The sequence below is a fragment of the Stenotrophomonas sp. NPDC077461 genome, from assembly GCF_049545475.1.
GTDB lineage: Bacteria > Pseudomonadota > Gammaproteobacteria > Xanthomonadales > Xanthomonadaceae > Stenotrophomonas > Stenotrophomonas nematodicola.
Map to the genome: position 1 here is coordinate 148,522 of NZ_JBMWDO010000002.1, position 25,503 is coordinate 174,024.

The window sequence follows — 25,503 nt, forward strand, 5'->3', positions numbered from 1 at the left end:
TAGGGGCGGCGGCGGCCTGGGTGGTTGTTTTGGGCGGGACGGGTTCCCTCGGCGGTGGACTGGCGCGCAATGAAGGGCAGGTGCAAGGGGGAAGGGGGAGAGCGTGGGTCCCCACCACCCGTTTCTTCTGCAACGGATGCTGCCCGGCATGGGGTCGCCTATAATCGGGGGCCACTTTGTCTGTTGCCCCGCCATGACTGCCGAAACGGCCGCCGAACTCCACACGATCATCGATCTGATCCGCTACGGCACCAGCCGTTTCAACGCCGCCGGGCTGACCTTCGGGCACAGCTACGACAATGCCCTGGACGAAGCGACCCAGCTCGTCCTGCACACGCTCCATCTCCCGCATGACCTTGGCCCGGCCTATGGTGCCGCCCGCGTGACCACGCCGGAAAAGGCCGAGGTGCTGGCCCTGTTCGAGCGCCGCATCACCGAGCGCCTGCCCGCCTCCTACCTCACCGGGGAGACCTGGTTCGCCGGCCTGAGCTTCAAGAGCGACCCGCGCGCTCTGGTGCCGCGCTCGCCGATCGCCGAACTGATCGAAACCGGTTTCGAGCCCTGGCTGGCCGGCCGTGACGTGCACCGCGCGCTGGACCTGTGCACCGGATCGGGCTGCATCGCCATCGCGATGGGCCACTACTACCCGCATTGGGAGGTGGATGGCGTGGACCTCAGCGATGATGCCCTGGCCCTGGCCGCCGAGAACAAGGAACGCCTCGACGCCCACAACGTCACCCTGATCAAGTCCGACCTGTTCAACGGCCTCACCGGCCGTCACTACGACCTGATCGTCACCAACCCCCCGTACGTCACCAACGACGAGACCGATGCCCTGCCGCCGGAGTACTCCCACGAGCCGGAGATGGGCCTGCGTGCCGGCGACGACGGCCTGGACCTGGTGCTGAAGATCCTCCGCGATGCGCCGCTGCACCTCAGCGAAGACGGCCTGCTGATCTGCGAGGTGGGCGAATCCGAGCGCCACCTGACCAAGCTGCTGCCCGAGGTGGTTTTCAACTGGATCGAGTTCAAGGTCGGCCAGATGGGCATCTTCGCCGTTGAGTGCCGCGAGCTCATCGCCCACAGCACCCGCATCACCGAGCTGGCCAATGCCCGATAGGCCGGCCGTCGCCGCGCGCATCCGCTGGGCCGATCTGGCCCTGCTGATGCCGTTGGCGCTGCTGCTGCCGTTCGCGCTGATCATCGTGATGATGTCCCTGCAGAGCGGCGTCGCCTGTTTCAGCGGCGACACGATGCACTGCCGTTATGCCGCCGCACCCGGCGAACAGCTCTGGTACCACCTCAAGGGCCTGGTCTACGGCGTCTCGGCCCTGCTTGGCGGCGCCGCCGTGATCTGCTGCGCGATTGTCGATGCAACGCTGCTGCAACGGCGCCCGCTGCTGTCGCGGGCGCTGACGGTCGCGCTGGTGATCGGCCTGGCGGTCGCCGTGGCCACCGTGATTGCCAGCATCGGCAGCAGCCCGGACGGCTGGCGCGATGGCTGGGGCCGCCCGGTGTTCATCCTCAGCTTCACCCTGCTGCCGGCCATCGTCGCCGTGCGCCACCTGCCGCGCGTTCTGCGCGCCGCCTTCCCCCGTCATGCGGTATCCCATGTCCAGTAATACCTTCGGCAAGCTGCTCTCGGTCACCACGTTCGGCGAATCGCACGGTCCGGCGATCGGCTGCGTGATCGACGGCTGCCCGCCGGGCCTGGAGATCGACGCTGCGGAATTCGTCCACGATCTGCAGCGCCGTGCCACCGGCAAGAGCCGGCATACCTCCGCGCGTCGCGAAGAAGACGCCGTGGAAATCCTGTCCGGCGTCTACGAAGGGCGTACCACCGGTACCCCGATCGCGCTGCTGATCCGCAACACCGACCAGCGCAGCAAGGACTACAGCAACATCGCCCAGCAGTTCCGTCCCGGCCACGCCGACTACAGCTACTGGCAGAAGTACGGCATCCGCGACCCGCGCGGCGGCGGTCGCTCGTCCGCACGCGAAACCACCATGCGCGTGGCCGCCGGCGTGATCGCCAAGAAATGGCTTCTGCAGCGCTATGGCGTGCGCGTACGCGGTTACCTGTCGCAGCTGGGCGAGATCACGCCGACCGGCTTCGACTGGTCGGCCGTGGAAGACAACCCGTTCTTCTGGCCGGTGGCCGGGCAGGTGCCCGCACTGGAAAGCTACATGGATGCCCTGCGCAAGTCCGGCGATTCGGTCGGCGCGCGCGTCAACGTCGTCGCCGATGGCGTGCCGCCGGGTTGGGGCGAACCGATCTACGGCAAGCTCGACGGCGAACTGGCCGCTGCGCTGATGAGCATCAACGCGGTCAAGGGCGTGGAGATCGGCGACGGTTTCGCCAGCGCAGCCCAGAAGGGCACCGGGCACCGCGACCTGATCACCCCCGACGGCTTCGCCAGCAACCATGCCGGGGGCATCCTCGGCGGCATCTCCACCGGCCAGCAGGTCACCGCCTCGATCGTGCTCAAGCCGACCTCCAGCCTGCGCCTGCCCGGTGCCACGGTGGACGCCAGCGGCGCGGCCGTGGAGGTGATCACCACCGGCCGTCACGATCCCTGCGTGGGCATCCGCGCCACCCCGATCGCCGAGGCGATGATGGCGCTGGTGCTGATGGACCAGGCCCTGCGTCATCGGGCCCAGTGCGGCGACGTGGGCGAGGTCGCGCCGCGCATCCCGGGCAGCATCGATGGCTGATCCGCGTCCGAGGGTCTGGGTCAGCCAGCCGCTGTTCGACGATGTCGTCGAACGGCTCGGGCAGTACTTCGACCTGGACATGACCGCAGAGGTCACCCGCTACACGCCATCGCAGTTGGCCGCGCGGCTGGCAGGTGCCGACGGCGCGCTGATCACCCTCAACGAACGCATCGGCGCGGCCGAGATCGCCAACGCCCCGCGGTTGCGTGCGATCGCCAATGTCGGGGTGGGTTACAACAACCTGGATGTCGACGCGCTCAGCGCCGCCGGCATCCTGGCCAGCAACACCCCGGACGTGCTGACCGAGACCACCGCCGATCTCGGTTTCGCACTGTTGATGGCCGCCGCCCGCCGCATCACCGAGTCCGAGCGCTGGCTGCGTGAGGGCCAGTGGGGGCAGTGGTCGTTCCGGACCATGCTCGGCGCGGACATCCACGGCAGCACGCTGGGCATCCTCGGCATGGGCCGCATCGGCCAGGGCATCGCCCGCCGCGGCGCCCTGGGCTTTGGCATGCGTGTGCTGTACCACAACCGGTCACGCCTTCCGGAGGCCACCGAGGCCGAGGTCGGCGCGACGTACGTCGACCTGGACACGCTGCTGGCACAGGCCGACCACCTGGTACTGGTATTGCCGTACAGCGCCGCCTCGCATCACATCATCGATGCGGCCGCCCTGGCGAAGATGAAGCCGGGCGCCACCCTGGTCAACATCGCGCGTGGCGGCATCGTTGACGAGCTGGCACTGGCCGATGCGCTGGCCAATGGCCGCCTGGCGGCCGCCGGGCTGGACGTGTTCGACGGCGAGCCCACGGTCCGTCCGGAACTGCTGGCCCTGCGCAACGTGGTGCTTACCCCGCACATCGGCAGCGCCAGCCAGGCCACGCGCCGGGCGATGGTGCAGCTGGCCGTGGACAACCTGACGGCCGCGCTGGACAAGGGACCCCATGCCGGGCGTCCGCCAAGCGCGATCAACGCCGACGCCGTGCACGCTGCCCGTGCCGGCGCGGCTTTCGTGGGCGCCAAGAAAACCGACGACGCAAAACGATAGGGAACCGCCGCGTCCATCACGCGAGGTTCCCCGAACCCACTCCGCGTTCCCTGCACAGCGGGCAGGTACCGACCGTCGGCCGGTACGCCCTTCAAACAGACACGACAGTGCCGGCCCTGGGTCGGCACCCCATCACACGAGGTTCCCCATGAACAACCCTGATCGTCGTTTCCACGTCGCCGTCGTCGGTGCCACCGGTGCTGTCGGCGAAACCATGCTGGCCATCCTGGCCGAGCGTGATTTCCCGATCGCCACCCTGAGCCTGCTCGCGTCCTCGCGCTCGGCCGGCGGCGAGATCGAGTACAAGGGCGAGAAGATCAAGGTCCAGGACCTGTCCGATTTCGATCCGACCGGCGTGGATATCGCGCTGTTCTCGGCCGGTGGCAGCGTCTCCAAGGAGTTCGGTCCCAGGTTCGCCGCGGCCGGCGCGGTGGTGATCGACAACTCCTCGGCCTTCCGCTACGACGACGACGTGCCGCTGGTGGTGTCCGAAGTGAACCCGGAGGCATTGAAGAACCGTCCCCGCGGCATCATCGCCAATCCGAACTGCTCGACCATGCAGATGCTGGTGGCGCTGGCTCCGCTGCATCGCCAGTACGGCATCCAGCGCATCAACGTGGCCACCTACCAGTCGGTGTCCGGCGGCGGGCGTTCGGCGTTGGAGGAACTTGGCAAGCAGACCGGCCAGCTGCTCAGCTTCCAGGAGATCGACCCGCAGCGCTTCCCGGTGCAGATCGCCTTCAACCTGATCCCGCACATCGACGACTTCCAGGACAACGGCTTCACCAAGGAAGAAATGAAGCTGGTGTGGGAGACCCGCAAGATCCTCGGCGACGACAGCATCCTGGTGAACCCCACCGCCGTGCGTGTGCCGGTGTTCTACGGCCACTCCGAAGCGGTCACCATCGAAACCCGTGACAAGGTCACCCCCGACGCCGCGCGTGAACTGCTGTCGCGTTCGCCGGGCGTGGAAGTGGTCGACCGGCATGAAGCCGGCGGCTATCCGACGCCGGTCACGCATGCGTCGGGCAACGATGCGGTGTATGTCGGCCGCATCCGCGAGGATCTGTCGCATCCGCGCGGACTCAACCTGTGGATCGTGTCGGACAACATCCGCAAGGGCGCTGCCCTCAACGCCGTGCAGCTGGCCGAGCTGGTTGCCGCCGAAGGTTGAGCGGGTGGGCGGCGGCGGCATGGGGATGCCGCCGACCGCACCACATGAATCATCGCCGATCACGGGGGGAGCCGTTATATTGGCCGCCATGAAGAACCGGGCTCCGGGCGCATTGCGCCCGCTCAAGTATGTGTCGACGCTGCTGCTGGCCCTGGCCAGCAGCTCCGCCCTGGCCCTCGGCCTGGGCGATATCCGTGTGCTGTCCAAGCCCGGCCAGCCACTCCTGGCAGAGATTCCGGTGATTTCGGCCGATCCGGCCGAACTGGAACAGCTTCGGGTCTCGCTGGCGTCGCCGGCCACCTTCGCCCGCGTCGGGCTGGAACCGCCCAGTGGCCTGGTCAGCGAGCTGCAGTTCGAGCTGACCCGCAATGCGCAGGGCCGGGCCGTGGTCCGCGTAAGCAGCCATGCGCCGGTCGCGACAGCGTCGCTGAACTTCCTGATCGAGGCTGATTGGGGGCAGGGCAGGCTGGTGCGCGAGTATTCGGCGCTGGTCGATGCGCCCAACAGCGCCGCCGCCGTTGCCGAGCCGGAGATCGTCGCGCCTGCCGGCGCCCTGTCCAATGCCATCGTGCGTGAGCCGGCCCCTGCGCCAGCCGTGGTGCCGCCGGCCGCTGCTGCGGCGGCCCCCGCGCCGCGGACGGCGGCGGCCGCACCGCGCCCCACCGTCAACCGTCCGCCGGCCCCGGCCGCCCTGGGCGCCGAGGGCATTACCGTCCAGCGCGGCCAGACGCTGTCGCAGATCGCCGCGACAGTCGCACGCGAGCAGGGCGTCAGCCGCGACCAGGCGATGATCGCGCTGCTGCGCGCCAACCCCGAGGCCTTCATCCGTGGCAACGTCAACCTGCTCAAGCAGGGCGCGGTGCTGCGCGGTCCGGCCGGCAACGGCGGCGCGGCCATCGATCCCGGCGAGGCGGCTGCGATCGTGCGTGAACATACCGCCCAGTGGCGCCAGTCGCGCGCAGCGATTCCGCAGCCGGCCGACACCGCCGCCAGTGCACCGGCCCCTGCCAGCGCTGCCGCTGCCACGCCGCCGCGCCAGGGGGCCCGTCTGGAAATCGCGCCGGCCGTCGCCGCTGCCGACCACACCGCAGGAACAACCACCGGCACCGCCGCCGGCAGTGAGGGTGACATGCTGGGCAACGAACAACTGCGTCAGGCCAAGGAAGATGTCGCCACCCGCGATGCCGAGATCCAGGAGCTGCGCAACCGGGTGGCCGAACTGGAGAAGCTCAAGACCCAGCAGCAGTCACTCATCGCAATGAAGGACAGCGACCTGGCGGCTGCCCAGCAGCGTCTTGCGCAGGCGCCGTCGTCACGCGACAGCAGTGGGGGTGGGTGGTACTGGCTGGGTCTGGTCGTCCTGGTGCTGGGCGTGGTCGGCTGGCTCTTCGGTCGCCGTCGCAAAGCCTCACCGTTGCCGCCGCTGTCGCGTGACGGCCTTGACGGTGCCGCACTTGCCGCCGCCGTGCCGGCCGCCGATTACGTGGATGAGCTGGCCGCGCAGCAGCGCCTGGCCGACGAAGACGACAACGTACACGTCGCCGCGCTGGACGAAGCGCCGCTGGCCGACGACCTGCGCCGCGAGCCGGTGTTCGCGCTGGCGCCGGTGACCGGCGACAGCCCGGCCGTGGACGAGGACGAGGTGGTCGCCGAGGCCGCGCCCGAGGCCGCGCCGGTGCTGCCGGGCCCGCCGGCGCATGCGCTGGAAGCGGCGGCGCAGCCGTCCTTCCGTGGCGTGTTCGAGTACCCGGCCGAGCCGGTGTCCGACGCCGACCCGACGGACATCGCCGCCGCAGGCCACGATGCGATCGAGGCAGGGGACGCGCCTGCCGATGGCACCGTGTTCGGGCCCGCGCCGGGACGCGACCGCCTGGAGCTGGCGATCGCCTACCTGGACCTGGGCGACGCCGAAACCGCGCGCACGCTGCTGCAGGAAGTCGCCGTGGGCGCGGACCCGCACATGCAGGCCGAAGCGCGCGAGCTGCTGGCGCGCCTGGGATGAACGACGCGTTTGCCCGTCGTTTCCCCGCTTGATTCCCGGGCCGACGCCGGCCCGGTTCCCCGACGAAACAGAGGTTGAGCATGCGCTACGCGTTGGGCGTGGAATACGACGGCAGTGAGTACAAGGGCTGGCAGCAGCTGGGCGAGAGTGGGTGTCCCAGCGTGCAGGCCAGCCTGCAGGAGGCGTTGTCCTCGGTGGCCGATGCACCGATCCAGGTGACGTGCGCCGGCCGCACCGACGCCGGCGTGCACGGCGAATGCCAAGTGGTCCATTTCGATACCGACGTGGTGCGCGATCCGCGCGGGTGGACCTTGGGCACCACGACCCGGTTGCCGCGTTCGATCGCCGTGCGCTGGTGCGTGCCGGTGGCCGACGACTTCCACGCACGCTTCTCGGCCCGGGCGCGACGCTACCGTTATCGGCTGCTCAACCGTCAGGTGCGGCCGGCGCTGTACCGCCAGACCCTGAGCTGGGAACGTCGCCCGCTGGACGCCGGGCTGATGCACGCGGCTGGCCAGGCGCTGCTCGGCGAGAACGACTTCAGTGCCTTCCGCAGCATCCAGTGCGAGGCCCTGCATGCCCGCCGCGAGCTCCAGGCGATCAGCGTGGTCCGCCACGATGAGGTGGTGGAGGTCTGCGTTCAGGCCAATGCATTCCTTCATCACATGGTGCGCAATATCGTCGGCTCACTGATTCTGATCGGTTGTGGGGACAAGCCGGTGTCGTGGATGGCCGAGCTGCTGGCTGGCCAGGACCGCACCGTGGCCGGTCCCACCGCCCCCCCGCAGGGACTGGTGTTCGTTGGCCCCCTGTATCCCGACAACTGGCATCTGCCCGCCGAGGTCACCTTATGAGCCGCTCCTTCTATCGCACCCGCATCAAGTTCTGCGGCATGACCCGGGCCGGCGACGTCCGCCTGGCCGGCGAGCTGGGCGTGGACGCGGTCGGCTTCATCTTTGCCCGCGAGAGCAGGCGCCGCGTCGCGCCGGCTGAGGCCCGCGCAATGCGCCAGGCCATCGCGCCGATGGTGGACGTGGTCGCGCTGTTCCGTGACAACACCAAGGAGGAAGTCCGCGAAGTGCTGCGTACCGTGCGGCCAACCCTGCTGCAGTTCCACGGCGACGAGGACGAGTCGTTCTGCCGCAGCTTCAACATGCCCTATCTGAAGGCCGTGGCGATGGGCGGGCGCGACGACGTCAACGCCCGTCAGCTGCAGCTGCGCTATCCCGGCGCGGCCGGCTTCCTGTTCGACAGCCACGCACCGGGCGGTGGCGGCGGCACCGGCGTCGCGTTCGACTGGACGCGTCTGCCCACCGGCCTGCACCGTCCCTTCCTGCTGGCCGGTGGCATCACCCCGGACAACGTATTCGATGCCATCGTCGCCACCCTGCCGTGGGGCGTGGATGTGTCCAGCGGCATCGAAACCGAACCGGGCATCAAGGACGGCTACAAGATGCGCAAGTTCGTCGAGGAAGTGCGCCGCGCCGACTGCCACGAGGCGGATTAGCCTCCACGGCGGCATTCGACGGCAGCGCCCGACCGTGGGCCGGGAGACCGGTTCACGTCAGTTGTCCGGCCAACCAGTCCGCCAAGGCGTCCACCCGCGCATCCTGGGTCCCCTCCGGCGTTGCCAGCACCCAGAAGCCGCCGGTGGCGGCGAACCCCCACGGTGCGAGCAGCCGCCCTGCCGCCAGGTCGTCGGCCACCAGCGGTTCGGGGGCGATCGCCACGCCCAGCCCGGCCACGGCCGCTTCCAGCAGGTAGTACAGATGCTCGAACCCGGTGCCCAGTTGCAGGCGCGCCGGGTCCAGTCCCTGCGACGTTGCCCACGCCGGCCACGCCTGCGGGCGTGAGGTGGTCTGCAGGAGCGTTTCGTCCAGCAACGCGTGCGGCGGCTTCCCGCGCAGGCGCGCAGCGGCAGGGTGCTGCGGACTCACCACCACGCCGACCCGTTCCGGTGCCAGTGCGCGCACCCGCCAGCCGCGGGGCCACGGCGGTTGCGCCAGCAGCAGGATGGCATCCAGCGCCTGCTGGTCGGCGGTGAAGCTGCCATCCTGCGCCGACCAGTGCAGCGGCAGCCCGGGCAGGGCAGCCTGCAGTGCCTGCAGCCGCGGAATCATCCAGCGCGCCAGAATGCTGCCACTGCAGCCGAGCACCAGCGGCCCCGGCCGTTGCTCGCGACTGATCACCGCAACCGCGTCGCGGATCTGCGCGAAAGCGCCCTCACAGGCGGTCTGCAGCACGGTGCCGGCGGGGGTCAGCCGCAGTCCGCGGCCGTCGCGCACGAACAGGGCCACGCCCAGGACGTCTTCCAGCACGCGCAACTGGCGGCTGATTGCCCCATGCGTCACGTGCAGCGACGCGGCCGCGCGGCCCACGCCGCCGAGCCGGGCCGTTGCCTCGAAACTGCGCAGGGCGTTGAGCGGGGGCAGGGGGGAGGTGCTCATGTGAGTTTTCCTGACAGGTCATGGCAGATATTGTCGATATTACTGTCATGACCCGTGCGTTAAAGTGTCAGCCTGTCTCCACCGGTTGTCGCGCCATGTCCTCCACCCCCGCATCCCCCATCGCCGATTTCCATGCCTATCCGGATGCCCAGGGGCATTTCGGCCGTTACGGCGGCAGCTTTGTCGCCGAAACCCTGATCGGGCCGCTGCAGGAGCTGGCCGCCGCCTATGACGAGGCGCGCCGCGATCCGGCCTTTATCGCCGCCTACGACAAGGACCTCACCCACTACGTGGGCCGGCCGAGTCCGATCTACCACGCCGAACGCCTCAGCCGTCAGGTCGGTGGCGCACAGATCCTGCTCAAGCGCGAGGACCTGAACCACACCGGCGCGCACAAGATCAACAACACCATCGGCCAGGCGCTGTTGGCCGCGCGCATGGGCAAGAAGCGCATCATCGCCGAGACCGGTGCCGGCCAGCATGGCGTCGCCAGCGCCACCGTGGCGGCGCGGCTGGGCCTGGAATGCGTGGTGTACATGGGCGCCACCGACATCGAGCGGCAGAAGATCAACGTCTACCGCATGAAGCTGCTCGGGGCGACGGTGGTGCCGGTCACCTCCGGGTCGGCCACGCTCAAGGACGCACTCAATGAAGCGATGCGCGACTGGGTCACCAACGTGCGCGATACCTTCTACATCATCGGTACCGTCGCCGGGCCGGACCCGTATCCGCGCATGGTGCGTGATTTCAACGCCATCGTCGGGCGCGAAGCGCGCGCGCAGATGCTCACCGACTACGGCCGCCTGCCCGATGCGATCACCGCCTGCGTGGGCGGTGGCAGCAACGCGATCGGCCTGTTCCATGCCTTCCTCAACGATCGCGATGTGCGCATCGTCGGCGCCGAGGCCGCCGGTGACGGCATTGAAACTGGTCGTCATGCGGCCTCGATCGCGGCCGGCCGCCCGGGCGTGCTGCATGGCAACCGCACTTATGTGATCTGCGACGACGACGGGCAGATCATCGAAACCCACTCGGTTTCAGCCGGCCTGGACTACCCCGGCGTGGGCCCGGAGCACGCCTTCCTGGCCGATGCCGGTCGCGCCGAGTATGTCGGTATCACCGACGACGAAGCATTGGCCGCGTTCCATCAACTGGCCCACAGCGAGGGCATCCTCGCCGCGCTGGAATCCAGCCACGCGGTCGCCCAGGCGATCAAGCTGGCGCGCGCGCTGCCCAGCGACAAGCTGGTGCTGTGCAATCTGTCCGGTCGGGGCGACAAGGACGTGCACACCATCGCCGCGCGCGAGGGTCTGATGCTGTGACCCCCCTGCTGCGCCAGGGAAGTGCGCTGCTGATCGTGGTCGGCCTGACCGGCTGTACCCCGCCGGACCCGCCGGTGCTGCCGGCCGCGCCTGCGGCGCCCGCGGCGATCGCACCGGCACGGATGCCGGCAAGCAACGAAGACGACATTGCCAACCGCCCGATCGAGGACGACCCGGCGCCCGAACCGGCCGTCGAGCCGGTTGCCCCCGACGCCGCGGCTCCGGCGGTGGTCTCGGTTGCCTTGGACCATGCCGGCGACATCGTGATCGGGCAGCGCTTCAGCGTGACCGATGCCGATGACCAGTGGCATTCGGCGGGTCTGAGCGAGGGCGGGGCGCCCGGGAGCTGCGAGTTCTATGAGCGCGGCAGTCTGCCCGAGGGCGTTTCGATGATGATCCAGGATGAGCACGTGCTGCGTTTCGACCTGGCGTTGCTGGACGGATCGGGCGAGACCATCACCCAGCCCGGGCCGTTCGGACTGCGCCTGGGCATGTCGCGCGAAGACGCCCTGCGGCGCCTGCCCAGCGGCAGCACCGTGCAGCCGCATGCCTATGTCCCTGACGCGGGCGAGTACCTCACCTGGCAGGACCCGGGCTCGGATCTGGCGATCCGGCTGGAGATCGTCGATGGGGCGATAACGAAGATGTACTGGGGCGCCAGCGGCGCCGTTGAAACGTTCGAAGGATGTGCCTGACATGAGTGTGGACCGTATCGATGCCTGTTTTGCCCGTCTGCGTGCCTCCGGCCGCAAGGCGCTGATTCCCTTCATCACCGCGGGTGACCCGGGCCTGGAGGCGACCGTGCCGGTCATGCACGCATTGGCTGCCGCGGGGGCGGACGTGATCGAACTGGGCGTCCCGTTCTCCGACCCGATGGCCGACGGACCGACCATCCAGCGCAGCTCCGAGCGCGCCTTGGCGCGTGGTGCAGGGCTGCGCTACGTACTGGAGACCGTGGCTGCCTTCCGACATGACGACGCTGCCACCCCGGTGGTACTGATGGGGTATCTGAATCCGGTCGAGATCCACGGCACCGCACGCTTTGCCGAGGCGGCGATCCGCGCCGGCGTGGACGGTGTGCTGCTGGTGGACCTGCCGCCGGAAGAGGCCGACGAAACCCGCAGCATCTTCGCGGCCGCAGGCCTGGCCCTGATCCTGCTGGCCTCGCCGACCACCGCCGATGCACGGCTGGACACCCTGTCCACGATGGCCCAGGGCTACCTGTACTACGTCAGCTTCGCCGGCGTCACCGGTGCATCCGACCGCCTGGACAGCAGCGCCGCCAGCGCCCGCCTGCGCGACCTGCGCCAGCGCTCCCACGTGCCGGTGGTGGCCGGTTTCGGCATCAAGGATGCGGCCAGTGCGGCGGCGATGGCGGTGGAGGCCAATGGTGTCGTGGTCGGCAGCGCCCTGGTTGCCGCCCTGGCCGGGACCGGTGATGCCGCTGCCGCCGCGCACGTGGCCCGGACGTTCCTGCAACCGCTGCGCGAGGCGCTGGACGTGCGGTAACGCCGACCGCCGCGCCCCCTCGAACGTACGCCCCAGCACGGTTTTCACGCCCGCTTTACTGCACGGGCAGGGGGTCCCGGGCACCGTACGGGTGAGCTAGACTGTCGGCCTTTGCGGCCCCCGGGCCGCCCTGAACGGAAGTAGCATCCCGCATGAGTTGGCTCAGCAAGTTGATGCCGTCTGGCATCCGCACCGACAACGTCCCCAGCAAGAAGCGCAGCGTCCCCGAGGGCCTGTGGGAGAAGTGCAGCAGCTGCGGCAGCGCGCTCTACCGTCCCGAGCTGGAGGAGAACCTCGAGGTCTGTCCCAAGTGTGGCCATCACATGGCCATCCGCGCACGCGCGCGTCTGGCGGCGCTGTTCGACGTCGACAGCACCACCGAGATCGGCGCGCGCCTGGGCCCGACGGACCTGCTCAAGTTCAAGGACCAGAAGAAGTACAGCGAACGCATCAAGGCCTCGCAGAAGAACACCGGCGAGTACGACGCGCTGATTGCCATGCAGGGCCTGATGAAAGGCCGCCCGCTGGTGGCCTCGGCCTTCGACTTCGCCTTCATGGGCGGTTCGATGGGCTCGGTGGTGGGGGAGCGCTTCTCGCTGGCCGCCGAAAAGGCGCTGGAGATCGGTGCGCCCTACGTGTGCTTCTCCGCCAGCGGCGGCGCGCGCATGCAGGAAGGCCTGTTCTCGCTGATGCAGATGGCCAAGACCTCGGCCGCGCTGGGTCGCCTGCGTGATGCCGGCCTGCCGTACATCTCGGTACTGACCCACCCGACCACCGGTGGCGTGTCGGCGTCGTTTGCCATGCTGGGCGACATCAACATCGCCGAACCGCAGGCGCTGATCGGCTTCGCCGGTCCGCGTGTGATCGAGCAGACCGTGCGCGAAAAGCTGCCCGAAGGCTTCCAGCGTTCGGAGTTCCTGCTGGAGCATGGGGCGATCGACCAGATCTGCGATCGCCGCGAAATGCGTGACCGTCTGTCCGAGCTGCTGGCCATGCTGGGCCGCCAGCCCGCGCCTGCCGCGGACGCCGCTGCCTGATGGGCGCGCGCAGGTATTTCGGCACCGACGGCATCCGCGGTCGGGTCGGCCAGGGGGTGATCTCGGCCGATTTCGTGCTGCGCCTGGGCAACGCGCTCGGTCGCGTGCTGACCGCGCGCAACGGCCATCGGCCGGGCCACCGCCCGGTGGTGGTGATCGGCAAGGACACGCGCATCTCCGGCTACATGTTCGAAGCCGCGCTCGAGGCGGGGCTGGTTGCCGCCGGCGCGGACGTGCAGCTGCTGGGGCCGATGCCGACCCCGGCCGTCGCGTTCCTGACCCGCACGCTCGGGGCCGACGCCGGCATCGTCATCAGCGCCTCGCACAACCCGCATTACGACAACGGCATCAAGTTCTTCTCCGCCGATGGCGAGAAGCTCGATGACGCCACCGAGCTGGCACTGGAAGCAGCGCTGGACGAACCGTTCACCACCGCCGAATCGGACCGTCTCGGCAAGGCCATGCGCGCCCGGGACGCGGTGGGCCGCTACATCGAATTCTGCAAGGCCAGCGTGCCGCGTGCCTTCGACCTGCGCGGGTTGAAGATCGTGCTCGACTGCGCCCACGGCGCCACCTACCACATCGCGCCGCTGCTGTTCCGCGAGCTCGGTGCGGAGGTGGTCGCCATCGGCGCCGAGCCGAACGGTGTGAACATCAATGACGGCGTCGGGTCGATGCACATCGACAACCTTGCCGCCAAGGTGCGCGAGACCGGTGCGGATCTCGGCATCGCCTTCGATGGCGACGGCGACCGCGTGCTGATGGCGGACGATCAGGGCAACCCGGTCGATGGCGACGACCTGCTGTACGTGCTGGCGCCCTCCTGGCGCGGCAATGGACGCCTGCGCGGTCCGGTGGTCGGCACGTTGATGACCAACTTCGGGCTCGAGCAGGCGATGGAGCGGCTGGGCATACAGTTCCTGCGCAGCAACGTCGGTGACCGCTACGTGCACCAGGCGCTGGTCGAAGGCGGTGGCGTGCTCGGCGGTGAGGCCTCCGGTCACCTGCTGTGCCTGGACCGCGCCACCACGGGCGACGCCATCGTCAGCGCACTGCAGGTGCTGGAAGTGCTGCGGCGTGAGAATACATCGCTGCGGCAGGCGCTGTCGGGCCTGCACAAAGTGCCGCAGAAGACCGTCAACGTGCGTCTGGCCGGTGTCTCGGCCAAGGCCGTCGTGCAGTCCGACAGCGTGCAGGCCGCTCTCGCGGCCGCGCAGCAGTCGGTGCAGGGCCGCGGTCGTGCGTTCCTGCGGCCGTCGGGGACCGAGCCGGTGGTACGCGTGACCGTCGAAGCGGACAGCAGCGACCTGATGCAGGCCACGCTGGACAACCTGTCCGATGCGGTGAAGGCCGCCGCAGCGGCCTGACATGTCGCAGGCGGCGCAAACGAAGAACCCGGCCTCGGCCGGGTTTTTTCGTGGCGCACGCGTTCGTTTCCGGGCCGTTACGGCCCCGGCGCCATCTTCTTCTGTTTCGCCTTGAAGCGGTTGAACAGCGGCGCGATCAGCGGGTGGTAGCTCAACGCGATCCGCTTGCGCAGCCAGCGTGCCGGACGGTTGCGGATGGCGAAGCGATAGATGTGGCCAGGATCGCCGCCCACCACATTGCGGCCGAACGGATGGGTGGTATGCAGGTGGGTGAAGCCCTGTTGCCGTGCGATCGCCACGTAGTCCTCGTCGAAATCGCCGTACGGCCAGCACAGCGTGTCCGAGACGCTGCCAAGCTCCTGCTGCAGCACCGCGCGCGCGCGCGACAGGTCGCTCTCGATACCCACGCATTTCTGCGCCCGGCTGATCGCCTGCTTCATCCAGCGCGTATGCGTATGGGTGTGGCAGTGCACTTCGAAGGTGCCGGCGGCGATCATCGCGCGCGCCTCGCTCCAGCGCATCATCACCGAGTCGGCGCGGTCCTGTTCCAGGATCGCCGCTTCGCAGCCGCGATGGTCCGGTGTTGCCGGCAGGGTCGCGCCGGTCTGGCCGGCATGCGGCCGTTCCGGGCCATCGCCCATCCAGCCGGTCACCACGAACACCACCGCGTGCATGCCGTACTTGAGCAGGATCGGGTGCGCGTAGACCCAGTTGTCCAGGTAGCCGTCGTCGAAGGTGATCACGATCGACTTGCGCGGCACCGGCTGGCCGGCGAGGAAGCCGGCGTACTGCTCCAGCGTCAGCGAGGTCCAGCCGTCGGCGGCCAGCCACGCAATCTGGCTTTCGAAGTTCTCCGGGGACACGGTGATCATGCCCGGCGAGGGCGATACATGGTGATGCATCAGCACCGGGACGGATCTAGCGTTGGCCATGCCCAAGTTCCTTCAACCACTGGTGGTAATAGTGTTCGGTCGCTTCGGTGTGGCCGGCCGGCGTGAAGCGCTGCGCGCTGTGCATCCATTCCCAGCCGGCGCGGCCCATGCGGCGGCGCTCCTGCGGGTCTTCGACCAGCGTCTGCAGCGCGTGCGTCAGCGCGGCCGGGTCGCCAAGCGGCGCGAGCATAGCATTGCTCCCTTCCATCACCATTTCCGGCACGCCACCCACCCGCGTGGCCACGATCGGCACGCCGACGTAAGCTGCTTCCAGGAACACGGTGCCGGCCGCTTCCTTGTGGCTGGCCAGCGCGAAGATGTCGAAGGCGGTCATCAGCCGGCACGCGCCGAGGCGGTAGCCCAGCAGGTGCACCTGGCTGGCGATGCCCAGTTCCGCGCGCAGCGCCAGCAGGCGGTCCATCACCGGCTGTCCGTCGCCGACGATCACCAGCTGCAGGTTGCGGTGGCGGCGGCAGAGCGGGGCGATGGCGTGCAGCAGGTCGGCGTGGCCCTTCGGCTCACGCAGCACCGCCACGCAGCCGACCACGATCTGGTCCTCGTCGAAACCGAGTTCGCGCCGCACCTCGGTGCGGGTCTCCTGCAGGCACTGCCACGGATCGTCCTTGTTGATCTGCGTCCACTGCGGCGGGACCGCGATCGGCGGCACGATGCCGATCCGCTCCCCGGCGATGCCGCGCGTCACCAGCAACTGCTTCACGAAGCTGCTGACGGTCAGGACCCGGTGCGGCAGGCCGGTGTAGGTCAGCAGTGAGTTGACCGGGCTCATCAGGTGACGCGAGCGCACCACCAGGGGCGTGCCGCCCAGGCGCGCTCCGGCAGCGGCGATAAGGCTGTCGCGCCGGCTGGTCGTGTTGACCACGTGGTAGCCGTGGCGTCGCACCAGTCGCGAGACCGTGCCGATGCCGCGCAGCAGGCGCAGCAGGCCGCCCATCTTCAGGGTGTGCACGGTAAACCCGGCTTCCCGTGCGATTTCGCCGAGCCGCGCGCCGGGTTGGCACAGCAGCGACACGTCATGGCCGCGCTCGCGCATGGCCAGCATGTGCCGGTAGATGTAGATCTCCTGACCGCCAAAGCCTTTGGCCGCTTCGGTATGCAGGATCTTCAGCGGGATGACGCGGTGGCCGGCAGCCTCCGCGCCCGCCGCGAGGGCCTGAGCGTGGGGATCGGCGACGGGCGCACCGGCGTCGGCCTGCCGGGGGCTGCCAGCGAAGGAAGAGGGCTCAGCGGGAACCGGCGAGGTGGCGTCCATAGGGCGGATCGAGTGCTGCAGCAGAGGAGGGGACGCGTGGCGGCGGCAGCGTCGTTGGCCCGTTCACACAGCCCGGGTGGCGCGCATTGTATCGGCTTGTATCAATGTATCGGTGGCGGCATGAGCCCGATCTGTCACAATGTTCAGCCGGGCCACAGGTGCGGCCCTTCGTCCATCCAAGAACAAGCCAGGTAACGCTGTGAGCCAGATTCCGACCCTCGACATCACCCGTTTTGACAGTGACCGCGACGCCTTCGTTGCAGAGCTGGGCGCGGCCTACCGCGAATGGGGTTTCGCGGGCATCCGCAACCACGGCATCCCGCAGGCCGACATCGATGCGGCCTACGACGTCTTCAAGGCCTTCTTCGCTCTGCCGGAGGAGACCAAGCGCCAGTACCACGTGCCGGGCAGCGGTGGCGCCCGCGGCTACACCCCGTTCGGCGTGGAAACCGCCAAGGGCTCCCAGCACTTCGACCTGAAGGAGTTCTGGCACATCGGCCGCGAGATCCCGGACGATTCCAAGTACCGTGACGTGATGGCCCCGAACCTGTGGCCGTCCGAGGTTCCCGGTTTCCGTGAGCGCGGTTACGGCCTGTACCAGGCCCTGGACAACCTGGGCTCGCGGGTCCTGTCGGCGCTGGCGCTGCACATCGGCCTGCCGATCGACTTCTTTGCCGACAAGACCAACAACGGCAACTCGATCCTGCGCCCGATCCACTACCCGCCGATCACCGCCGAGAACATTCCCAACGTGCGCGCCGGCGCACACGGCGACATCAATTTCATCACGCTGCTGGTCGGTGCCAGCGCGGCGGGGCTGGAAGTGCAGTCGCACGAAGGCAAGTGGGTGCCGTTCACCTCCGACGCGGACACCATCGTGGTCAACATCGGCGACATGCTGCAGCGCCTGACCAACCATGTGTACCCGTCCACCATCCATCGCGTGGTCAATCCCCCGGGCGAGCAGGCGCGCCAGCCGCGTTACTCGGTGCCGTTCTTCCTGCACCCCAACCCGGACTTCCTGATCGACGTGCTGCCGACCTGCATCACCCCGGAAAACCCGAGCCGCTACCCGGAGCCGATCACTGCCCACGGCTTCCTGGAAGAGCGCCTGCGCGAGATCAAGCTGAAGTAACCGCCCATCCGACCGAACCGGCAGGTACCGACCGCTGGTCGGTACGCCCCGGAAGGCTGCCAAAAGGCCACCGTCATGGTGGCCTTTTTGTTTGTCGCGAACGGCGCGGCTGCTCATTGCTATCAGCGCGGGGCGAGGCCCGGCACACCCCTCCGCGACACGCCGTGAACCCATCCCTGGGGGCTGCTCCAAAACATCCATGTTTTGGAGCGTCGCTGCGGGGTGCACCGGTCCTCACCCCTCAAGCAGTCCGTCGACCGGATCGGAATGGGCCGCTTCTGCCGTCCGGTCGCCATCATCTGTAGGGGGCTGGGGCCGGTACGCCCCGGAGGGACTGTCGAAAACATGGATGTTTTCGACAAGCCCCCAGGGATGGGTTTACGTGCGTGTCCCGGAGGGGCGTACCGGACCCGGCCCCCTCTCCGACAACAATGAACAGCCGCGCTCTTCGCGCCAAACCCAGCCACAGATCATTATCCATTTGAAATGTAAGCGTTTTCGGCGGGGCGCTGATTCGTTACATCCGGTATCATTGCCCGTTGATACCCAACTGGAGCCCCGCCATGCGCCGCAAGATCGTCGCCGGTAACTGGAAGCTGCACGGCAGCCGCCAATTCGCCACCGACCTGGTCAGTGACCTGGTCGCCAGCCTGCCGCGCGATGGGGTGGAGGTGGTCATCCTGCCGCCCCTGCCGTACCTGGGCGAACTGGTCGAGGACTTCGAGGGCCGGGCCATCGCCTTTGGCTCCCAGGACGTGAGCTCCAACGAGAAGGGCGCCTACACCGGCGAGGTCTCGGCCTCGATGCTGGCCGAGGTCGGCGCCCGCTATGGCCTGGTCGGCCATTCCGAGCGCCGCCAGTACCACAATGAATCCAGCGAGCTGGTGGCACGCAAGTTCGCCGCCGCCCTGCATGCCGGCCTGGTCCCGGTGCTCTGCGTGGGCGAGACGCTGGAGCAGCGCGAGGCCGGCCAGACCGAGCAGGTCATCGCCGCCCAGCTGGCCCCGGTGCTGGCCCTGGTGGGCCCCTCCGGCTTCCAGCATGCCGTGGTCGCCTATGAGCCGGTCTGGGCCATCGGCACCGGCCGGACCGCCAGCAAAGAGCAGGCCCAGCAGGTCCATGCCTTCATCCGTGGCGAAGTGGCCAAGCTGGATGCTAGAATCGCTGATTCGTTGCCGATCCTTTACGGCGGCAGCGTGAAGCCCGACAACGCTGGGGAACTGTTCGCGCAGCCCGATGTCGATGGTGGGCTGGTGGGCGGCGCCTCCCTGGTGGCCGCGGACTTCCTGGCCATCGTCGATGCGGCGGCCGGGCGCTAACAAGATAATGTGCCGACCGACCGTCGGCGCGACATGTCCGAGGACGGATTCGAAATGCTGATGTTGATCCTCAATGTGGTCTACGTGCTGGTGGCGGTGGCCATGATCGCGCTCATCCTGATGCAGCGTGGTTCCGGCGCGGCCGCGGGTTCGGGTTTCGGCGCGGGCGCCTCGGGGACCGTGTTCGGCGCGCGCGGCGCGTCCAATTTCCTGTCCAAGTCGACCAAGTGGCTGGCCGTGGTGTTCTTCGGCATCAGCCTCTTCATGGCCTGGTACGCCAGCCACGGCTCGCGCCCGGCAGCGCAGCAGGACCTGGGCCTGATGTCGGCCCCGGTGGAAAGCGTGCCGGCAGCGCCGGCAGGTGAGTTGCCGGCCGTGCCGAAGGCCCCGGCAGCACCCGTCCAGACCCCGGTCCAGCAGCCGGTTCCGCAGGCCACTGTGCCGGCTGAGGCGGGAGCGAAAACTTCTGGTGAAGAAAAGCCTTCGGAAGGCACCCAGAATCGCTGAAGACGGTTACAATATGCGGCGCATTGGGAAGTAACCCCCGGTGCGATCGTAAGCCCAGGTGGCGGAATTGGTAGACGCACTACCTTGAGGTGGTAGCGACGAGAGTCGTAGGGGTTCGAGTCCCCTCTTGGGCACCATTGTTTGTAAGCGGATTTCGTCTGGCGCGCACGGCGCCAGGGTGCGGAGTCCGTCCACTCCCCCATGCCAAAGCGCCTGCAGGCGCAGCGGCAGAGGCAAGAGAGAATCGCTGTGCTGGCCGAATATTTGCCGTCTCTGCTGTTTCTGATCGTTGCCACCGGTATCGGCGTTGCGCTGATGCTGGTCGGCCGATTCCTCGGTCCACGACGTCCTGATCTGGAAAAGCTCTCGCCGTACGAGTGCGGCTTCGAGGCTTTCGAGGACGCGCGCATGAAGTTCGATGTGCGCTACTACCTGATCGCGATCCAGTTCATCGTATTTGACTTGGAAATCATTTTCATCGTGCCGTGGACCCAGGTCTTCATGGAACTGGGTGCGCGTTCGCTGGTCACGATGGGCCTGTTCGTGGGCATGCTTTTCCTCGGTTTCATTTACGTCTGGAAGAAGGGAGCGCTGGAATGGGAGTGATTCAGACTCTCGATGGCCTGATGAACAACCCGGTCCCGGAAGGGCGGGTCGACGACATCCTGCGCCCCGAAGGCGACAACCCGCTGCTCGAAAAGGGCTACGTGACCACCAGCGTCGATGCGCTGTTGAACTGGGCGCGGACCGGCTCGATGTGGCCGATGACCTTTGGTCTGGCCTGCTGCGCGGTGGAGATGATGCATGCCGGCGCGGCGCGCCTGGATCTTGACCGCTACGGCGTGGTGTTCCGCCCGTCGCCGCGTCAGTCCGACGTGATGATCGTGGCCGGCACCCTGGTCAACAAGATGGCCCCGGCGCTGCGCAAGGTCTACGACCAGATGCCGGACCCGAAGTGGGTCATTTCGATGGGCAGCTGTGCCAACGGTGGCGGCTACTACCACTACTCCTATGCAGTAGTGCGTGGTTGCGACCGCGTGGTCCCGGTGGACGTCTACGTTCCCGGGTGTCCGCCTACCGCCGAAGCGCTGGTGTACGGGATCCTGCAGCTGCAGAAGAAGATCTGGCGTACGCAGACCATCGCCCGCTGACATTCCTCCTGACAAGAGCACGCCAAGCCCCATGGCAGAGCAAGCATCCTTCATCGACCGACTCTCCGCACGCTTTGCCGGTGCGCAGGTCTTCGTGGTCGAACCCCGCGGCGAAGTGACGCTGGAAGTGCCCGCCGCTGACTGGCATGCCACCGCCCTGGCGCTGCGCGACGAATTCGGTTTCGAGCAGTCCGTCGACCTGTGCGGCCTGGACTACCTCGGCTACGGCAGCGACGAATGGGATACGGCCGACGTGTCGTCCCAGGGCTTCAGCCGCGGCGTCGAGGGCAAGTCCGTCGGTCGTTTCGCATGGGGCGAGTTCCCCACCCGCGAAACCAGCGATGGCGCCCAGCCGCAGCCGATCCCGCTGCAGCGTTTCGCCGTGGTCGCCCAGCTGCGTTCCTACCAGCACAACCTCACCATGCGCATCCGCTGCTTCGCGCCGAATGAGGAACTGCCGGTGGTCGCGTCGCTGACCAGCGTCTGGCCGGGCCTGAACTGGTTCGAGCGCGAAGCGTTCGACCTCTACGGCGTGATCTTCGAAGGTCACCCGGACCTGCGCCGGATCCTGACCGATTACGGTTTCGTCGGCCATCCGTTCCGCAAGGATTTCCCGCTGATCGGCAACGTCGAAGTGCGCTACGACGAAGAGAAGAAGCGCGTGATCTACGAGCCGGTGACCTCGGTGGAGCCGCGTGTCGGCGTGCCGCGCGTGATCCGTGACGATGCCCGTTTCCAGACCGCTGCCGGCGAAAGCGCGCAGACGGAGGCAGTAAAGTGAGTGAATTCCACCAGGCCAGCCAGGCCTTTGCGAGCAATCCCGCCGAAAGCCGGCAGGAAATCCGCAACTACACGATGAACTTCGGCCCGCAGCATCCGGCCGCGCACGGTGTGCTGCGCCTGATCCTGGAAATGGACGGCGAAACCATCATGCGTGCCGACCCCCATGTGGGCCTGCTGCACCGTGGTACCGAGAAGCTGGCCGAGTCCAAGCCCTTCAACCAGTCGATCGGCTACATGGATCGCCTGGATTACGTGTCGATGATGTGCAACGAGCACGCCTACGTGCGCGCGATCGAAACCCTGATGGGGATCGAAGCGCCCGAACGCGCGCAGTACATCCGCACCATGTTCGACGAAATCACCCGCATCCTGAACCACCTGATGTGGCTGGGTTCCAACGCGCTCGATCTGGGCGCGATGGCGGTGATGCTGTACGCCTTCCGTGAGCGTGAAGAGCTGATGGACTGCTACGAAGCGGTCTCCGGCGCGCGCATGCACGCGGCCTACTACCGTCCGGGTGGCGTCTATCGCGACCTGCCGGATCGTATGCCCAAGTACAAGGAATCGCGCTGGCACAAGGGCAAGGCCCTGAAGAACCTCAACGCCGCGCGCGAAGGGTCGCTGCTCGATTTCCTCGAGAACTTCACCGTCGAGTTCCCCAAGCGTGTCGACGAGTACGAGACCCTGCTGACCGACAACCGTATCTGGAAGCAGCGTACCGTCGGCATCGGCGTGGTCAGCCCGGAACTGGCCCATGCGTGGGGCATGACCGGGGTGATGCTGCGTGGCTCGGGCATTGCCTGGGATCTGCGCAAGAAGCAGCCGTACGCCAAGTACGATGCCGTCGAGTTCGACATTCCGCTGGGCAAGGAAGGCGACTGCTACGACCGCTACCTGGTCCGCGTGGCCGAGATGCGCGAGTCCAACCGCATCATCAAGCAGTGCGTGCAGTGGCTGCGTGCCAACCCCGGCCCGGTCATGGTCAAGAACTTCAAGGTCGCGCCGCCCAGCCGCGAGGACATGAAGGACGACATGGAAGCGCTGATCCATCACTTCAAGCTGTTCAGTGAAGGCTACTGCGTCCCCGCCGGCGAAACCTACGCTGCGGTCGAAGCGCCCAAGGGCGAGTTCGGCTGCTACCTGATGTCCGATGGCGCCAACAAGCCGTTCCGCGTGCACCTGCGCGCGCCGGGTTTCGCCCATCTGTCCTCGATCGACTCGGTCGTGCGCGGGCACATGCTCGCCGACGTGGTGGCCATGATCGGCACCTACGACCTGGTGTTCGGTGAGGTGGACCGGTGATCCCGGCCGCATGCACGATGCCTGACACCCGCCGGCTTCTGCCGGCGCTGCAGGTTCTGGTCTTTCACGATTTGGTATTCGCTGAGGTCGGCCGATGAAGGCGACAGGTAATTTCGAGGCGGCGCGCGACGTCGACCCGATGGTGGTGTTGAGCGACAAGACGCGCGCGCACATCGATCACTGGCTGGCCAAGTTCCCGCCGGATCGCAAGCGCTCGGCCGTGTTGCAGGGCCTGCATGCGGCACAGGAACAGAACCAGGGCTGGCTGACCGACGAGTTGATCGCCGGCGTCGCCAGGTATCTGGATCTGCCGCCGGTGTGGGCCTATGAGGTTGCCAGCTTCTACTCGATGTTCGAGACCGAGAAGGTGGGCCGCCACAACGTCGCCTTCTGCACCAACATCAGCTGCTGGCTGAATGGCGCCGAGGACCTGGTTGCGCACGCCGAGAAGAAGCTCGGCTGCAAGACCGGCCAGTCCACCGCCGACGGCCGCGTCTACCTCAAGCGCGAAGAAGAATGCCTGGCTGGTTGCGCCGGTGCGCCGATGATGGTCATCAACGGCCATTACCACGAGCGCCTGACCGTCGAGAAAGTCGACGAGCTGCTGGACGGGTTGGAGTAAGACATGGCACATCATCACGCACCCACGGGTCCGGTCGGTCCTGCGCCGCTGCCGCACCAGGTGGTCTACACCACGCTGCACTACGACACCCCGTGGTCGTACGAAAGCTACCTCAAGACCGGTGGCTACGCCGCCCTGCGCAAGATCCTCGAAGAGAAGATCTCGCCGGAACAGGTCATCGAGATGGTCAAGCAGTCCAACCTGCGCGGCCGCGGTGGCGCCGGCTTCCCGACCGGCCTGAAGTGGTCCTTCATGCCCAAGGGCACCATGCAGAAGTACATCCTCTGCAACTCGGATGAATCCGAGCCGGGCACCTGCAAGGATCGCGACATCCTGCGCTACAACCCGCATTCGGTCGTGGAAGGCATGGCAATCGCCTGCTACGCCACCGGCAGCACCGTGGGCTACAACTACCTGCGCGGTGAGTTCCACCACGAGCCCTTCGAGCACTTCGAGCAGGCCCTGGCCGACGCGTACGCCAACGGCTGGCTGGGCAAGAACATCCTCGGCAGCGGCGTGGACATCGACATCTACGGTGCGCTCGGTGCCGGCGCTTACATCTGCGGCGAAGAAACCGCGCTGATGGAGTCGCTGGAAGGCAAGAAGGGCCAGCCGCGCTACAAGCCGCCGTTCCCGGCCAACTTCGGCCTGTACGGCAAGCCGTCGACGATCAACAACACCGAGACCTATGCCTCGGTGCCGGCGATCATCCGCAACGGCCCGGAGTGGTTCCAGAGCCTGAGCCTGACCAAGAACGGCGGTCCGAAGATCTTCTCGGTTTCCGGCTGCGTGCAGAAGGGCGGCAACTTCGAAGTGCCGCTGGGCACCACTTTCGACGAGCTGCTGGAAATGGCCGGCGGCCTCAAGCCGGGTCGCACCCTGAAGGGCGCGGTTCCGGGCGGTGTGTCGATGCCGGTGCTCAAGGCCGAAGAACTCAAGGGCCTGCAGATGGACTACGACACCCTGCGTGCCCTGGGCACCGGTCTGGGCTCGGGCGCCATCGTGGTGCTCGACGACAGCGTCTGCTGCGTCAAGTTCGCCTGCCGCATCTCGCAGTTCTTCCACAAGGAATCCTGTGGCCAGTGCACCCCGTGCCGCGAAGGCACCGGCTGGATGCACCGCGTCCTGGAACGCATCGTTGCCGGCAAGGCCACGATGGAAGACCTGCACCAGTTGAAGGCAGTGGCCGGCCAGATCGAAGGCCACACCATCTGCGCGTTCGGTGAAGCGGCGGCATGGCCCATCCAGGGCTTCCTGCGCCAGTTCTGGGACGAATTCGAGTACTACATCGTCAACGGTCATTCGATGGTTGACGGCAAGAAGGTGGAGGCAGCCGCTGCATGAGCGCGCAACCCGTAAATCCGAGCGTGCCACCGGATCATGTGACCGTCGAAATCGACGGCCAGTCCCTGGTCGTGCCCAAGGGCTCGATGATCATCCAGGCCGCCGACAAGGCCGGCATTCCGATCCCGCGCTTCTGCTACCACGAGAAGCTGCCGATCGCGGCCAACTGCCGCATGTGCCTGGTCGACGTCGAGAAGTCGCCCAAGCCGGCGCCGGCCTGCGCCACGCCGGTCATGGATGGCATGAAGGTCGCCACCCGCAGTGAGAAGGCACTGAAGTTCCAGCGCTCGGTGATGGAATTCCTGCTGATCAACCATCCGCTGGACTGCCCGATCTGCGATCAGGGCGGCGAGTGCGAGCTGCAGGACGTCTCGCTCGGCTACGGTCGTTCGGTGAGCCGCTTCAACGAGCGCAAGCGCGTGGTGCCGGACGAAGACATGGGCCCGCTGGTCGCCACCGAGATGACCCGCTGCATCCAGTGCACGCGCTGCGTCCGCTTCACCGCCGACGTAGCCGG

Annotated in this window: 26 protein-coding genes and 1 tRNA gene; 24 read left to right on the forward strand and 3 right to left on the reverse strand. The window is 67.6% G+C overall.

Annotated features, from left to right (window positions below; genetic code table 11):
• The first annotated feature begins 193 nt into the window (after positions 1–193).
• The 8 genes from prmB to ACPEH8_RS05285 all read left to right on the forward strand — a co-directional run bounded on the left by prmB (position 194) and on the right by ACPEH8_RS05285 (position 8,446).
• A complete protein-coding gene (gene prmB, locus ACPEH8_RS05250; protein ID WP_017354301.1) occupies positions 194–1,120 on the forward strand; it encodes a 50S ribosomal protein L3 N(5)-glutamine methyltransferase in 927 nt (308 codons plus the stop codon).
• Positions 1,110–1,622, forward strand: a complete 513-nt coding sequence (locus tag ACPEH8_RS05255) for a hypothetical protein (protein WP_153165189.1) — start codon at positions 1,110–1,112, stop codon at positions 1,620–1,622. The genes prmB and ACPEH8_RS05255 overlap by 11 nt, the downstream gene beginning before the upstream one ends.
• On the forward strand, positions 1,612–2,715 hold the full coding sequence (aroC, locus tag ACPEH8_RS05260; RefSeq protein WP_017354299.1) for a chorismate synthase: 1,104 nt from the start codon (positions 1,612–1,614) through the stop codon (positions 2,713–2,715). Before ACPEH8_RS05255 ends, aroC begins: the two co-directional genes overlap by 11 nt.
• The gene (locus tag ACPEH8_RS05265; RefSeq protein WP_017354298.1) at positions 2,708–3,763 is read left to right on the forward strand and encodes a 2-hydroxyacid dehydrogenase; all 1,056 of its coding nucleotides are present in this window, start codon (positions 2,708–2,710) and stop codon (positions 3,761–3,763) included. Before aroC ends, ACPEH8_RS05265 begins: the two co-directional genes overlap by 8 nt.
• A gap of 148 nt (positions 3,764–3,911) precedes the next feature.
• On the forward strand, positions 3,912–4,937 hold the full coding sequence (locus tag ACPEH8_RS05270) for an aspartate-semialdehyde dehydrogenase (protein ID WP_017354297.1): 1,026 nt from the start codon (positions 3,912–3,914) through the stop codon (positions 4,935–4,937).
• Between the two features lie 88 nt (positions 4,938–5,025).
• A complete protein-coding gene (locus tag ACPEH8_RS05275; RefSeq protein WP_423666224.1) occupies positions 5,026–6,939 on the forward strand; it encodes a FimV/HubP family polar landmark protein in 1,914 nt (637 codons plus the stop codon).
• Between the two features lie 80 nt (positions 6,940–7,019).
• Positions 7,020–7,793 (forward strand): tRNA pseudouridine(38-40) synthase TruA, encoded by a 774-nt coding sequence (gene truA, locus ACPEH8_RS05280; RefSeq protein ID WP_017354643.1) that lies wholly within the window; start codon positions 7,020–7,022, stop codon positions 7,791–7,793.
• Entirely contained in the window at positions 7,790–8,446 is a 657-nt protein-coding gene (locus ACPEH8_RS05285; protein ID WP_017354644.1) for a phosphoribosylanthranilate isomerase, read from the forward strand. The genes truA and ACPEH8_RS05285 overlap by 4 nt, the downstream gene beginning before the upstream one ends.
• 52 nt (positions 8,447–8,498) lie before the next feature.
• Here ACPEH8_RS05285 and ACPEH8_RS05290 read toward each other — a convergent pair whose 3' ends face one another.
• Positions 8,499–9,386 (reverse strand): LysR family transcriptional regulator, encoded by an 888-nt coding sequence (locus ACPEH8_RS05290; protein WP_153165186.1) that lies wholly within the window; start codon positions 9,384–9,386, stop codon positions 8,499–8,501.
• A gap of 95 nt (positions 9,387–9,481) precedes the next feature.
• On the opposite strand from ACPEH8_RS05290, the gene trpB reads away from it, so the two are divergent.
• The 5 genes from trpB to glmM all read left to right on the forward strand — a co-directional run bounded on the left by trpB (position 9,482) and on the right by glmM (position 14,621).
• The gene (gene trpB, locus ACPEH8_RS05295; protein WP_017354646.1) at positions 9,482–10,708 is read left to right on the forward strand and encodes a tryptophan synthase subunit beta; all 1,227 of its coding nucleotides are present in this window, start codon (positions 9,482–9,484) and stop codon (positions 10,706–10,708) included.
• Complete coding sequence (locus tag ACPEH8_RS05300; protein WP_423666226.1) at positions 10,705–11,403, forward strand: hypothetical protein; 699 nt, start codon at positions 10,705–10,707, stop codon at positions 11,401–11,403. Before trpB ends, ACPEH8_RS05300 begins: the two co-directional genes overlap by 4 nt.
• 1 nt (position 11,404) lies before the next feature.
• Positions 11,405–12,217: a tryptophan synthase subunit alpha gene (gene trpA, locus ACPEH8_RS05305; protein ID WP_423666227.1), complete on the forward strand. Its 813-nt coding sequence runs from the start codon at positions 11,405–11,407 to the stop codon at positions 12,215–12,217.
• A 152-nt stretch (positions 12,218–12,369) separates the two neighbouring features.
• On the forward strand, positions 12,370–13,254 hold the full coding sequence (accD, locus tag ACPEH8_RS05310) for an acetyl-CoA carboxylase, carboxyltransferase subunit beta (RefSeq protein ID WP_017354649.1): 885 nt from the start codon (positions 12,370–12,372) through the stop codon (positions 13,252–13,254).
• Positions 13,254–14,621 carry a phosphoglucosamine mutase gene (gene glmM, locus ACPEH8_RS05315; RefSeq protein WP_262071679.1) on the forward strand — a complete coding sequence of 456 codons (1,368 nt, stop codon included), beginning with the start codon at positions 13,254–13,256 and terminating at the stop codon, positions 14,619–14,621. The genes accD and glmM overlap by 1 nt, the downstream gene beginning before the upstream one ends.
• 77 nt (positions 14,622–14,698) lie before the next feature.
• On the opposite strand, the gene ACPEH8_RS05320 is transcribed toward glmM, so the two are convergent.
• Together ACPEH8_RS05320 and ACPEH8_RS05325 are read right to left on the reverse strand one after the other, a co-directional pair.
• The gene (locus ACPEH8_RS05320) at positions 14,699–15,553 is read right to left on the reverse strand and encodes a polysaccharide deacetylase family protein (RefSeq protein ID WP_017354651.1); all 855 of its coding nucleotides are present in this window, start codon (positions 15,551–15,553) and stop codon (positions 14,699–14,701) included.
• The gene (locus ACPEH8_RS05325; RefSeq protein WP_246863967.1) at positions 15,540–16,823 is read right to left on the reverse strand and encodes a glycosyltransferase family 4 protein; all 1,284 of its coding nucleotides are present in this window, start codon (positions 16,821–16,823) and stop codon (positions 15,540–15,542) included. Before ACPEH8_RS05325 ends, ACPEH8_RS05320 begins: the two co-directional genes overlap by 14 nt.
• A gap of 199 nt (positions 16,824–17,022) precedes the next feature.
• On the opposite strand from ACPEH8_RS05325, the gene ACPEH8_RS05330 reads away from it, so the two are divergent.
• From ACPEH8_RS05330 to ACPEH8_RS05380, 11 genes are all read left to right on the forward strand, one after another.
• Positions 17,023–17,958, forward strand: coding sequence for an isopenicillin N synthase family dioxygenase (locus ACPEH8_RS05330; protein WP_017354653.1), 936 nt, complete (start codon positions 17,023–17,025; stop codon positions 17,956–17,958).
• Between the two features lie 563 nt (positions 17,959–18,521).
• Positions 18,522–19,277, forward strand: a complete 756-nt coding sequence (gene tpiA / locus ACPEH8_RS05335; protein WP_017354654.1) for a triose-phosphate isomerase — start codon at positions 18,522–18,524, stop codon at positions 19,275–19,277.
• A 54-nt stretch (positions 19,278–19,331) separates the two neighbouring features.
• Positions 19,332–19,784 carry a preprotein translocase subunit SecG gene (gene secG, locus ACPEH8_RS05340; protein WP_026070542.1) on the forward strand — a complete coding sequence of 151 codons (453 nt, stop codon included), beginning with the start codon at positions 19,332–19,334 and terminating at the stop codon, positions 19,782–19,784.
• Positions 19,785–19,836: 52 nt separating this feature from the next.
• Positions 19,837–19,921 (forward strand) — tRNA-Leu (locus ACPEH8_RS05345).
• A gap of 112 nt (positions 19,922–20,033) precedes the next feature.
• Positions 20,034–20,390, forward strand: a complete 357-nt coding sequence (locus tag ACPEH8_RS05350; RefSeq protein ID WP_026070543.1) for an NADH-quinone oxidoreductase subunit A — start codon at positions 20,034–20,036, stop codon at positions 20,388–20,390.
• Positions 20,381–20,935, forward strand: coding sequence for a NuoB/complex I 20 kDa subunit family protein (locus ACPEH8_RS05355; protein WP_017354657.1), 555 nt, complete (start codon positions 20,381–20,383; stop codon positions 20,933–20,935). Before ACPEH8_RS05350 ends, ACPEH8_RS05355 begins: the two co-directional genes overlap by 10 nt.
• Positions 20,936–20,966: 31 nt before the next feature.
• Entirely contained in the window at positions 20,967–21,716 is a 750-nt protein-coding gene (locus ACPEH8_RS05360; RefSeq protein WP_017354658.1) for an NADH-quinone oxidoreductase subunit C, read from the forward strand.
• Entirely contained in the window at positions 21,713–23,020 is a 1,308-nt protein-coding gene (locus tag ACPEH8_RS05365) for an NADH-quinone oxidoreductase subunit D (RefSeq protein ID WP_017354659.1), read from the forward strand. Before ACPEH8_RS05360 ends, ACPEH8_RS05365 begins: the two co-directional genes overlap by 4 nt.
• A 94-nt stretch (positions 23,021–23,114) precedes the next feature.
• Complete coding sequence (gene nuoE, locus ACPEH8_RS05370; protein ID WP_017354660.1) at positions 23,115–23,642, forward strand: NADH-quinone oxidoreductase subunit NuoE; 528 nt, start codon at positions 23,115–23,117, stop codon at positions 23,640–23,642.
• A gap of 3 nt (positions 23,643–23,645) precedes the next feature.
• Positions 23,646–24,986, forward strand: a complete 1,341-nt coding sequence (gene nuoF, locus ACPEH8_RS05375) for an NADH-quinone oxidoreductase subunit NuoF (RefSeq protein WP_017354661.1) — start codon at positions 23,646–23,648, stop codon at positions 24,984–24,986.
• A partial coding sequence (locus tag ACPEH8_RS05380; RefSeq protein WP_423666229.1) for a 2Fe-2S iron-sulfur cluster-binding protein occupies positions 24,983–25,503 on the forward strand: 521 nt, incomplete at its 3' end. The genes nuoF and ACPEH8_RS05380, both read left to right, overlap by 4 nt.